The sequence below is a fragment of the Vibrio rarus genome, assembly GCF_024347075.1.
Lineage (GTDB): Bacteria > Pseudomonadota > Gammaproteobacteria > Enterobacterales > Vibrionaceae > Vibrio > Vibrio rarus.
Genome location: NZ_AP024900.1, coordinates 1,378,380 through 1,389,996, shown reverse-complemented (window position 1 = coordinate 1,389,996; position 11,617 = coordinate 1,378,380). Strand labels below are relative to the sequence as shown.

9 protein-coding genes are annotated in these 11,617 nt (G+C 43.0%); 7 read left to right on the top strand and 2 right to left on the bottom strand.

Annotation, left to right across the window (positions count from 1 at the left end; all coding sequences use genetic code 11):
- The first annotated feature begins 39 nt into the window (after positions 1-39).
- The 7 genes from pyrD (at position 40) to rmf (ending at position 9,066) form a co-directional block, all read left to right on the top strand.
- Positions 40-1,050: a quinone-dependent dihydroorotate dehydrogenase gene (gene pyrD, locus OCU56_RS06565; protein ID WP_261874713.1), complete on the top strand. Its 1,011-nt coding sequence runs from the start codon at positions 40-42 to the stop codon at positions 1,048-1,050.
- Positions 1,051-1,254: 204 nt separating this feature from the next.
- The gene (locus tag OCU56_RS06560) at positions 1,255-1,797 is read left to right on the top strand and encodes a cell division protein ZapC (protein WP_261874712.1); all 543 of its coding nucleotides are present in this window, start codon (positions 1,255-1,257) and stop codon (positions 1,795-1,797) included.
- Positions 1,798-2,320: 523 nt separating this feature from the next.
- A complete protein-coding gene (gene rlmKL / locus OCU56_RS06555) occupies positions 2,321-4,450 on the top strand; it encodes a bifunctional 23S rRNA (guanine(2069)-N(7))-methyltransferase RlmK/23S rRNA (guanine(2445)-N(2))-methyltransferase RlmL (protein ID WP_261874711.1) in 2,130 nt (709 codons plus the stop codon).
- Positions 4,450-4,689: a glutaredoxin family protein gene (locus OCU56_RS06550; protein WP_261874710.1), complete on the top strand. Its 240-nt coding sequence runs from the start codon at positions 4,450-4,452 to the stop codon at positions 4,687-4,689. The genes rlmKL and OCU56_RS06550 overlap by 1 nt, the downstream gene beginning before the upstream one ends.
- Positions 4,667-6,580, top strand: a complete 1,914-nt coding sequence (locus tag OCU56_RS06545) for an ABC transporter ATP-binding protein (RefSeq protein WP_261874709.1) — start codon at positions 4,667-4,669, stop codon at positions 6,578-6,580. The genes OCU56_RS06550 and OCU56_RS06545 overlap by 23 nt, the downstream gene beginning before the upstream one ends.
- 6 nt (positions 6,581-6,586) lie before the next feature.
- On the top strand, positions 6,587-8,560 hold the full coding sequence (locus OCU56_RS06540) for a DUF3466 family protein (RefSeq protein WP_261874708.1): 1,974 nt from the start codon (positions 6,587-6,589) through the stop codon (positions 8,558-8,560).
- A 332-nt stretch (positions 8,561-8,892) separates the two neighbouring features.
- Positions 8,893-9,066: a ribosome modulation factor gene (rmf, locus tag OCU56_RS06535; RefSeq protein WP_021715088.1), complete on the top strand. Its 174-nt coding sequence runs from the start codon at positions 8,893-8,895 to the stop codon at positions 9,064-9,066.
- A 241-nt stretch (positions 9,067-9,307) separates the two neighbouring features.
- Here rmf and fabA read toward each other — a convergent pair whose 3' ends face one another.
- Both fabA and OCU56_RS06525 read right to left on the bottom strand, forming a co-directional pair.
- Complete coding sequence (gene fabA / locus OCU56_RS06530) at positions 9,308-9,838, bottom strand: bifunctional 3-hydroxydecanoyl-ACP dehydratase/trans-2-decenoyl-ACP isomerase (protein WP_261874707.1); 531 nt, start codon at positions 9,836-9,838, stop codon at positions 9,308-9,310.
- A 67-nt stretch (positions 9,839-9,905) separates the two neighbouring features.
- Positions 9,906-11,549, bottom strand: coding sequence for a Lon protease family protein (locus OCU56_RS06525; RefSeq protein ID WP_261874706.1), 1,644 nt, complete (start codon positions 11,547-11,549; stop codon positions 9,906-9,908).
- Positions 11,550-11,617: the final 68 nt, after the last annotated feature.

Here is an 11,617-nt window from a genome sequence, read left to right as displayed (position 1 = left end):
AGCCCCGTTTATACGGGGCTTTTTTTTATCGGAGGCACAATGCTGTACCGTCTTGCCAGAACTGGCTTATTTCAATTCAACGCCGAAACGGCGCATGATCTTGCTATTAACTATCTTCCAAAATTCACCGGCACTCCTCTTGATCTGTTCTATCGTCAAAAACTGCCGAGTCGTCCTGTAGAGTGCATGGGTATCACTTTTAAAAACCCTGTGGGTCTCGCTGCGGGCTTAGACAAAAATGCTGAATGTATTGAAGCATTTGATGCAATGGGCTTTGGTTGCGTTGAAGTAGGGACCGTCACACCACGTCCACAACCAGGTAATGATAAACCACGTATGTTCCGTTTATTAGAAGCGGAAGGCATTATTAACCGTATGGGTTTCAATAACCTTGGTGTTGATGCTTTGGTTGAGAATGTCAAAAAAGCTAAGTTTGATTGCGTTCTAGGCATCAACATTGGCAAAAACAAAGATACACCGATTGAAGAAGGTAACAGCGACTACCTGATCTGTATGGAGAAGGTATATCAATATGCAGGTTATATTGCAGTAAATATCTCTTCGCCTAATACGCCAAACCTTCGTACTTTGCAGTATGGTGATGCACTCGATTCTTTGCTTAGCGACTTAAAAGCGAAGCAAACTGAGTTGCATGAGTTACACGGTAACTATGTACCTCTTGCTTTAAAAATTGCCCCTGACTTGAGCGATGATGAAATTGTTCAAATTTGTGACTCTTTACGTAAGCACGCTATTGATGGTGTGATTGCCACCAATACGACATTGGATCGTTCAATGGTCGAAGGCATGAAGTTTGCGGATGAAGTGGGGGGACTCAGTGGTCGTCCTTTACAATTACGCAGTACGGAAGTTGTGGCTAAGTTGCATGAGCAACTAGGTGATGACATCCCTGTTATCGGTGTCGGCGGTATTGACTCTTATGTCTCTGCCAAAGAGAAACTGCAAGCGGGTGCGCAATTAGTCCAAGTCTATTCAGGTTTTATCTACCACGGTCCTAACTTGGTTCGCGATATCGTTAAAAACCTATAGTCAAAGTGTATCACATTCAGTCTGTGAGCATAAATCTGTAATTTATTTGCAGTGAAATCCAATATTTAGCATAAAAAGGGGAATGTATTTTCCCCTTTTTTTTTCGTCCGCTGTTAGTAGAATTATCAGGAAGTAACGTGGACCCGAAAAAAAAGGGATGGTGTAGCGTCTTACTTGAACCGAGTTTAAAGACAGGACTGAGTTATGCTAAAACTAAACGATACATGGAATTGGTACTACGATGACGAGAACGCCTCTCTGATGCTAGAGATCAGTGACGATATAGTGTTTTGTTCGAACTTAGCCCGCAAAGTGTTGGTAGAAGCCGCATTTAAACCGCAAAAATTCTCGGTGGAAGATGCCGATATCTATCATCTCTTCCAAGATTCCGTAAAAGGCCTACCTCTTTCTATTCCACGCCAAGCAGAACTTGTCCTTAAAGCAGTCGCAGTAAAGCGCTTCCATAAGCCTGTACAGCCAAAAAGTTGGTTTTTTGATACTCAATCTCAAGGGTATCACCCTATGGAGGGGGAGGTAGTTGAGCTGCAAAACCAATACAATACTGGATACTTCATGGTGGTAGAGACATCCGATACCGCTAGCATAGTGGTTTCTGTAAATAGTGATGATTTCTATCTGACGGGCAGTAAGTCTCTGAGCTTTTGTCAGCCTATCAAAGTGATGCATGATCGCATGCGCTCTGCCAACGCACTATTCTGCCAAAGTCATATTCAGATGGTTTCGTAACCACTCTTCTTAAACAAGACAGAACACATAAAAAGGCCGCCTTAGACTTCCTCTAAAGCGGCTTTTTTTTGTGCCCAAATCACGGGGATGTACTGGCCTTGAATACATTAATCGCCCCTTTTGTCATCCACAACCGCAGCTAAATGTGAGGGGAGCGTATTTAAGTACACAATTTCTACATTTATTTTTGATGCTTTATGCTTCGCAATGGGGCGTTTTTTCACCTATAGACCGCATTTATTTCCTTGTTTTGTACAAAATGTAAGTAACTTTCAGTGGAAATACAGTGCTGGTATAGACCAAAATCGACGTGAATAAGTATTCACTACGCCGTAAGGCGTGATATTTTGGTCACCATGGATAACAAGACAACAATGGCTAATATCAAGATTGGTGAAAGTTAACCAAAATGAATTACTGCTGTAGAAATGAACATTTAGGACGATTAAGTGGAGAAATTTCGGAATTTATAACGAGAAGTGTTTATAATTAACGCCATTTTATTAGCAACTTAGTGATTAGCATGCATCAATACCTTGCCGTAACGGCCAATGGCTTAGAAAATCTATTGGTAGAAGAACTTAAAAACTTGGGGATAGTAGACCCAAAACCCGTGCAGGCAGGGGTGCGTTTTAAAGCCGACCTTAAACAAATTTATCGTGCGTGTTTATCCACTCGAACCGCTTCTCGTTTTGTGCGAGTGTTGGCTGAGTTTAACTGTCAAGACGATATGGATTTGTACCTTTCGTGTATGTCTATACGTTGGCCCAATCACTTTGATGCGCACAAATCGATTGTTGTAGATTTCAACGGAACGAACAAAGAGATCCGTAATAGCCAGTACGGGGCGATGAAGGTAAAAGATGCCATTGTGGATACCTTTACCAAAGCAAACTTGCCTAGACCTCAGATCAGTAAAGATCGTCCAGATCTTCGCGTGCATGTTCGTTTGCATCGTGAAGATGCCATTTTAGGTATTGATATGGTGGGTCAGGGCTTAAACCAACGTGGCTACCGTACCGAGACGGGTCGCGCACCTTTGCGTGAAACCCTAGCAGCCTCTATTGTTATGCGCAGTGGATGGAATAAAAGCAGTGCGCTTATCGACCCTATGTGTGGCTCAGGTACTTTGCTCATTGAAGCGGTTATGTTAGCGGCTAATGTGGCTCCCGGTCATGCGCGTACCAATTGGAGTCTTGAGAACCTTAAAGACTTTGATTATGAACTTTGGGCAGAAGTAAAATCTGAAGCTAAAGTGGTGGGCCGTCGTGGCATTAATAAGTTTGACGTACCGGTGATTGGCTACGATAACGATGCGCGTGTTTTAGAAACCGCGAAGAAAAATGCTATCCGTGCTGGTATTGAAGGATTGATCGATTTTCGACTTGGCGACGCAACACAAATTACCGCGCCTGCTGACACTACAGAGGGGACAGTAATTTGTAACCCGCCATACGGTGAACGTTTAAGTACCGAACCGGGCCTTATTGCCCTTTATTCGGCGTTTGGTGCGCAACTTAAAGCTGAGTTTGCCGGTTGGAATGCGTCTATTTTCTCCAGCTCCGATGAGCTACTCAGTTGCCTAAGAATGCGCGCTGACAAACAGTACAAAGCCAATAACGGCGCACTCAATTGTTTGCAAAAGAACTACGCAATTTCTAGTAAGGCGAGAGCCAATACCGCTAGTGCATCACACGAGGCAGTAGTGGCCCCTGATTTTGCTAACCGTTTGAAAAAGAACATTGGCAAAATTGGCAAGTGGGCTAAAAAAGAACAGCTCGATTGTTACCGTATTTATGATGCGGATCTGCCGGATTACAATGTGGCCATTGATGTTTATCCGGGTCATTTAGTGATTCAAGAATATGCAGCACCTAAAACCATTGACCCTGAAGTGGCTAAGCGTCGCTTAACCGATATTATCCGTGCCAGCATTCAAGTGACTGGAGTCGAAGCCAACAACGTGGTGCTTAAAGTACGTCAAAAGCAAAAAGGCACTAGTCAGTATCAAAAATTGGCGCAAAAATCCCATCAGATGCAAGTGTCTGAGTATGGCGTTCACTTAAAAGTGAACCTCTTTGATTATCTTGATACGGGTTTGTTCTTAGATCATAAACTCACTCGTCGTAAGATTGGTCAAATGGCGGCAGGGTGTGACTTCTTAAATCTATTTGCATACACGGGCAGTGCTACTGTACACGCTGCGGTAGGGGGAGCTAAATCCACCACAACCATTGATATGTCCAATACCTACCTTGATTGGGCCAAAGAAAACTTGGCCATTAACGGGATTAAAGGCAAGCAGCATGAGTTCATTCAAGCGGACTGTTTACAATGGTTAGAAAAAGCCACTGGGCAGTACGATCTTATCTTTATTGATCCTCCTACGTTTTCTAACTCAAAACGCATGAAGCAAACTTTTGATATTCAACGTGACCACATTCAGCTTATGACGCACCTTAAACGCTTGTTGCGTGCCAAAGGGACGATAGTATTCTCTAATAACAAGCGTCAATTTAAAATGGATATGCAAGGGTTAAAAGAGCTCGGTCTGCAAGCACAAAATATTTCCGATAAAACCTTACCTTTAGATTTTGCCCGCAATAAACACATTCATAACTGCTGGTTAGTGTCTTTAGCAAGTGAGGATTAGTGACAGTCATCCTTTATAGTACTGAAGGGTGTCATCTATGTGAGTTGGCGCAAGCACAACTCACCACCTGTGGCATCCATGCCAAGGTGATTGATATTGCTTTTGATGATGAATTGTTTGCACGTTACGGGGTCACTATCCCCGTGGTCTCTGTTAATGATTCACAGCTCAATTGGCCCTTTAACTTACAACAATTACAACATTGGTTAGACAATAATGGCATTACTTACCATTCATAATGGTCAACTCGCGTTTGGCGATATTCCTTTATTAGATAAAGCTGATTTTCAGCTACAAGAGCATGAACGTGTCTGTTTAGTCGGACGCAATGGGGCGGGTAAATCCACTTTGATGAAAGTCATCGCCGGTGATGTGCAAATGGACGATGGTCATATGCAAATTACCCAAGATGTCGTGGTTTCTCGTCTAGAGCAAGATCCACCTCGTAATCAAGCGGGTACTGTTTATGAGTATGTGTCTCAAGGGCTGGCAGAGATAGGCAAGCAACTTAAGATCTATCAAGATCTGCTGGATCTTGTGGCTGAAGACCCAAGTGAAAAGAACATTAATCGCTTATCTAAGGTTCAAGAACAGTTGGACCATAGTGGTGCGTGGCGCTTTGAAAGCCGCATAACTAATGTATTAGAAGCGCTAGCTTTAGATGGCCACACTTTACTCACGGACTTATCCGGCGGTTGGCAACGTAAAGCCGCTCTTGCTCGTGCCTTAGTGTGCGATCCTGACGTATTACTTTTAGATGAGCCTACCAACCATTTGGATGTGACGACCATTGAATGGTTAGAGACTTTTTTAAAAGATTTTCGTGGTGCCATTATCTTTATTTCCCATGACCGTAGCTTTATTCAATCTATGGCCACACGCATTGTCGACTTAGATCGTGGTAAATTGTCATCGTTTCCTGGTAACTACCAACAGTATTTGATTGATAAAGAAGAAGCGATTCGTGTAGAAGAAGCACAAAATGCGGAGTTTGATAAAAAGCTCGCTCAAGAAGAAACTTGGATAAGACAAGGCATTAAGGCACGCCGTACTCGTAACGAAGGGCGTGTGCGTGCATTAAAGCAATTACGTAACGAACGTAAAGACAGAATAGCCGTGCAGGGCAAAGCCAAAATTGAAATTGATGACGGTGCTCGCAGTGGTAAGATCGTATTTGAAGCGCAAAATGTGAGTTACAGTATTGATGGCAAAACCATTGTTGATGACTTTAGCTTCACGGTTATGCGTGGCGACAAAATTGCCTTAATTGGTCCTAATGGTTGTGGTAAAAGTACCTTGCTGAAGTTGATGCTTGGTGAATTACAACCAGATAGTGGTCGTCTGCACTGTGGTACCAAACTCGATATTGCTTATTTTGATCAATACCGTGAAGCCCTTGATCCTGAAAAAACCGTGATTGATAACTTAGCCGATGGCAAACAAGAAGTGACAGTGGGTGGCCGTGAGCGTCATGCATTAAGTTATTTGCAAGATTTCTTGTTCTCTCCTCGTCGTGCTCGTTCACCGGTTAAGGCGCTTTCTGGTGGTGAGAAAAACCGCTTATTATTGGCGCGAATTTTCCTTAAATCGAACAATTTATTGGTACTCGATGAACCGACCAATGATTTAGATATCGAAACATTGGAACTTTTAGAAGATTTGCTTGCCAACTATCAGGGGACATTACTTTTAGTCAGTCACGACCGTGAATTTGTGGACAACACTGTCATGGCCAGTTGGATTTTTGAAGGTAATGGGCGCATTGAAGAGTTTGTTGGTGGTTATCATGATGCACAGCAGCAGCGGAAACAGGTTCTTGCTTCTCGCAAAGAATTTGTCGCAAGCAGCAGTGAGGTAGTGGTTAATCCTAAACCAGCCAGCAAACCAAGTCGCAATACCAGCAAAAAGTTGTCGTATAAGTTGCAACGTGAGTTAGAATCATTACCGCAACTTTTAGAAGATCTCGAACAACAAATTGATAACCTACAGGAAAGAGTTAATGACGTGGCATTTTTTGCCCTTCCTGTAGAAGAAACACAGCCTGTACTTGAACAATTAGCGTCTAAGGAACAGGAATTAGAAATCGCATTTGAGCGTTGGGAAGAGCTCGAAGCAATGCAGCAGGAATAAGATATTTTGAATCGCAGTTGTATCTTTAAATTATCAGCCGTGGCCGGTTTAATCTTGGCCTCGTTTGGCGCCAGTGCCAATACTAGTCTTTATAAAATTGTTCCAATTAACACCAGTTTGGGTAATGAGTCATACGGCAGTGCCATTGATAGTAAGGGGAATATCGCCGGTGACACCCGAGATGGTACCGATGGCATCCCGTTTCGTGATGAAGCCCCTTTTGGCATGGACAATACGTTCACTTATTTAGATTGGTATGATCTTGAAAGCTATTGTTATCGTCAACTCGGTTACAACAGTTGTGAAAACTGGTCTGAACGCCAATGGCATGGTATTAACGGAGCGGGTGGCTTAGAGCGAGAGCGTGAAGCCTTTTATCAAGGCTATACAGCCAATGCTCATGGTTTCGATAATTCCGGTCAGAAGTTGATGCAAAACCCAACGTCGGATTATAAGCCAGGTGGCTCTAGTAGCTTAGTGGCAGATTCTAATAACGTAGTGGTCAATGCATTTAGTGTCGATGATGACATCATTGGCTTAACCAGCAGTGGTTATTATGAATTAGGAAATAGTCAATATGGCCTCGCTTATCGTGAGCGTGGGTTTGTGGGCGATGTTATTTTGCCTCCACCCACCACCTTTAATGGCAAAGCGGTAAGTGACATTGTCACAAAAATGGGTCGCACTATGGCATTTGATTCTTTCAAATACCCAGCAGACGATACCGGTGAAACCTTTATCGTTGGTAGTGCCTCTGTTACGCCATTTGATTACAGAGACAGCTCAAAGGATTATGACGGTCGTGATGTTGGCCGCTGTTTCAGTAATGATGTGGCTATAGATGATCCGGGTGCATCGCCTAATTGCCAAAACTTTGCTTTTTCGACCAAAGGGTTTGTGTGGAATAAGTCGGGTACCAGTGGTGTGTCAGTGGCGGTTTGGAATACGGATGGCCATGGCAATGATACAGAGTCTAACCGCTCTGAAAAGTCGTATATGTCCAGTATTCGTGGCGCTATTGTTCCTAATCATGAGTTAATTGCTAGTGAAGGTTCAACGGATTCTGCTCCTATTTACCCTGATGCCAGAGATTACGAAGGCCAACCAATATTAGTTGGTTATAATACCCGCCGTGACAGCAATAACTTGCTAATGCAAGCGGCTGTATTTAGACCGATTGACAAAGATAGCCTAGATTTAACCCAAGATAACCAGTGGCAATCCACCTATATCTCTGGCGCAGAAGTGGAACATGGTGATCATTATATTTACTCCAACTCTCGAGCCACAGACATTAACAACAACTTGTTAGTCATTGGCGAGTCAAAACGTAGTGGTTATTACCCTGAAAATGGTGCAGCAGCCAGCCGTATTTTTGTTGCTGATGCTAATGCTGACACGCCGAAGGCCACCTATTTGTCTGAAACGAGTGAGTCTATCTTCTTTGTTGGTTCAGGTGGTATTGCCGCTTCTGTGAATAACTACAATGAAATTGTGGGTACCATAGATGCTGAAACGGCGCGAGAATATAATGGTAAGCAACGTAGACATAGAGGCTTTATTAACCCTTATGACTTTACGGGCACTCATGCTCATCGTCGCGCCTTATTTGAAAACAAAGCTTGGTGGTTAGATGATTTAACCAATGACGAAAACGTGTCAGGCACTAATAACCATTACCGTATCATTGCCGCATCAGACATTAATGATAAAGGTGAAATCGCGGCGACTGCATTATATTGTGCCAGTGGTTATGATAACACCGGACATAATGCCTACTGTGGTGGCGGTACTGACATTGAGAAAGTGGTGGCCGTTAAACTGGAGCCAACGGTTGATCTTGATGATCCTGACGCAACTGTGACCATCATACCTCGCAGTGTTGAACAAGAAGCGATCAGTCGTCAAGCGGGCAGTTTGGGACCATGGTCTTTGCTTTTATTAGCTTTAGCGGGTGTTCGCAGAAAATACAAACGCTAGTTATCTTTGCTCAATAGCCATTACGTTAAATTAGGACAAACTCACAATTTATGAGCTTGTCCTTTTTTTATACTTGAGAAAATCGTGTTTTTGGACGAATCTTATACAGGGCGTTGAATATCATGCACTGCAAATGAATCGATGAAGCGTAGCAAAGACATTGATAGGGAGGCATTGATTAACTATGGCCACTCAATGGGAATTGCTAGGACTTAATTGTATTCATAAGGATTGTTAAGATCATCTGTTGCCAAGTGTTATCAACAACATTTATGTTGAAAGTAGCGAGTTATAGCCCTAAGTTGCTTAAATAAAAGGTTAGAGGATTAACTATGAAGAGACAAAAACGCGACCGTCTTGAGAGAGCACAGTCCCAAGGTTATAAAGCGGGTCTAAATGGTCGTTCTAGCGATACTTGCCCATACCAACAAACCGATGCTAAATCTCAGTGGCTAGGAGGTTGGCGAGACGCAAAAGGTGATGTAGAGTCCGGTCTTTATAAATAACCTTCCTTCTATTATGGCTCCATTTTGGGGCCTTATTTTAAATTACCTAACGCACTATAACTAATATGTTATTAAGGAAGAATCAGCGCAATTAAGTATCACTGCATAAAAACCATTCTTTAGGGTAGGGAGGACAAAGCAATGACCTAGGCCATTGCTTATATTATTAAGCACAGGTTTAATGAGTGGCTTTGTCTTTTCATTAACTATTACTGTGCTTATTTACTGACGGGGATAGGTTTTAGAACTTAGATGTATCTTGGAACAAGCCCACTTTAAGATCTTTTGCTACGTAAATTTCTTTACCGTCAACGAGAACGCGACCATCTGCCATGCCCATCACCAATTTACGGTTAACGACACGTTTCATTTGGATTTCATAAGTCACTTTTTTCGCTGTAGGTAAGATTTGGCCAGTAAACTTCACTTCGCCAACACCTAGCGCACGACCTTTACCTTCGCCACCAATCCAGCCAAGGAAGAAACCAACCAGTTGCCACATTGCATCAAGACCTAGGCAGCCAGGCATCACTGGGTCACCAGGGAAGTGGCAGTCAAAGAACCATAGATCAGGAGTAATATCTAGCTCTGCAGTAATAAGACCTTTGCCAAACTCACCTTCAGTCTGTGACATTTTAGTCACACGGTCCATCATCAACATATTAGGAGCGGGCAGTTGAGGACCTTGAGGGCCAAATAGCTCGCCACGGCTTGATGCTAATAGGTCTTCACGATCATATGAGTTTGCGATATCGCAAGGTTTTTGTTGCATTGTTTTGAGTCTCCAGATATTTTGAACATGCATCTTATGTGATGCACTATGGTGCTTACAACTCCGATCAGTCCTTAAACAGCATTCTTTTTAGGCGTTTAATTAAATTTTCGCCCAGTTCTTGTTGATTAAGCCTATCGATACGTTCGGCTATTTTATTTAAGATGGTATCGTCACTGTCACCACAGAACTGCTGTCCGGTGATAATACGTAAAGCTTGATCCACATCTTCGACACTCCAGATATGGAACTGTCCTTGTTTGATGGCATCTATCACATCATTATGTAAAGAAAGATGTCGAAGGTTAGAGGCGGGCATGACAACCCCTTGCTCTCCCGTTAATCCTTGATGCGCGCACACATAGAAAAAACCTTCAATCTTTTCGTTTAATCCACCAACGGCTTGCACTCGACCAAACTGATCTACAGCGCCCGTTACCGCAATGCTTTGTTTAATTTCATAGCCCGATAAGGCACTAACAAAGGCACATAACTCCGCTAACGATGCGCTATCGCCATCCACTTCACTGTAGGATTGTTCAAATACAATAGAAGCTGAGTATGGCAATGGTTCATCAAGATCGAGGGCGCTACTGAGAAATGCTTGCATGATCATCATGCCTTTTGCATGTAAATTGCCACCCAGTTCGGCTTTGCGCTCTACATCAGACACATCACCATCACCAAAATGGATTACACACGATATTCTAGCAGGCTCACCGTAACACACTGGATGGCCTGGAACATCTATCACGGTTAATCCGTTCACTTGGCCCACTTGCTTGCCTTCGGTCTGAATCAATACCTGACCATCCAGAATGTCATCCAATGCTCGGTTTGGCAAATAAGACTCACGATAATAACGGGCTTCCAGCGCACCATCGATATGTTTGGCTTCAATCGGCTGTGACTGTGACTCTAAGGCAGCTTCAGTTAATAACGAGCAAATCCAAGAGGAGGATAAGGGCACAAAGTGTTGTTCTTCACATACACGAGCCCCTGCGGTTAAAAAGCTATAGATAGCATCAGAGGTTAAATCAGGTAGTTGCGCTTGGCGTACCAGACTTGCCACATAGCCTAGATAAAGAGGTGCCGTAACTGAGTCTAAGCGCACGTCCATCTCTACTTCGGTAAACATGGTATAAGAAGATGAAAATGCAGGATCTAAATAATCTAAATCGGCTAATTGATTGCGATCGCCCACCACAATAACTTTGACGCTACTGGTAAAGTTTTGCACTGGAGAAAAAGCATTATCTCCAGTGGCAACTCTGGAAACCGCTTCCCCTGACAGTAAAGCACGAATAGCCAGCAGGGTAGTTGGCTTAGCTAACAATGCATTAGCAGAAATAATTAAGTAACCGTTATTGAGCTTTTCAAGCAAACCAGTATACGTTTGGCAATCGCCGGAGTTTGTTACCGCGTAACTTCCAAGCAGCTCTTTATCTGCTATGGATTCGGTGTGCTCAACTTGGAAATCAGTCAAAGAACTCAGTAGCGATGCAATCTCTTTACGTGCAGTAACGGTATCGGAACTATTAATTGCCAATAACGGAGCGCTTGCACCTAATGCAAGATAACGTTTTAAGGTCGCCTCAAGTCTTGGTTGCAAAGAATTAAATGAAAATTCAGGGTATTGAGATAAAGCTCGGCTAGAGTCTATAACGTGTGAATGTTGTGGAGTAGCGAGTCGCCAGTCAATGGATTTCATAAATAATTACTAAAATATACACTGTGGCTTAGTATACCTAAGGTAATGACAGATAACCCGAAAAATAG

Coding starts and splice junctions, on each gene's coding strand:
- pyrD (WP_261874713.1), top strand. CDS start 40: ATGCTGTACCGTCTTGCCAGAACTGGCTTATTTCAATTCAACGCCGAA.
- OCU56_RS06560 (WP_261874712.1), top strand. CDS start 1,255: ATGCTAAAACTAAACGATACATGGAATTGGTACTACGATGACGAGAAC.
- rlmKL (WP_261874711.1), top strand. CDS start 2,321: ATGCATCAATACCTTGCCGTAACGGCCAATGGCTTAGAAAATCTATTG.
- OCU56_RS06545 (WP_261874709.1), top strand. CDS start 4,667: ATGGCATTACTTACCATTCATAATGGTCAACTCGCGTTTGGCGATATT.
- rmf (WP_021715088.1), top strand. CDS start 8,893: ATGAAGAGACAAAAACGCGACCGTCTTGAGAGAGCACAGTCCCAAGGT.
- fabA (WP_261874707.1), bottom strand. CDS start 9,838: ATGCAACAAAAACCTTGCGATATCGCAAACTCATATGATCGTGAAGAC.
- OCU56_RS06525 (WP_261874706.1), bottom strand. CDS start 11,549: ATGAAATCCATTGACTGGCGACTCGCTACTCCACAACATTCACACGTT.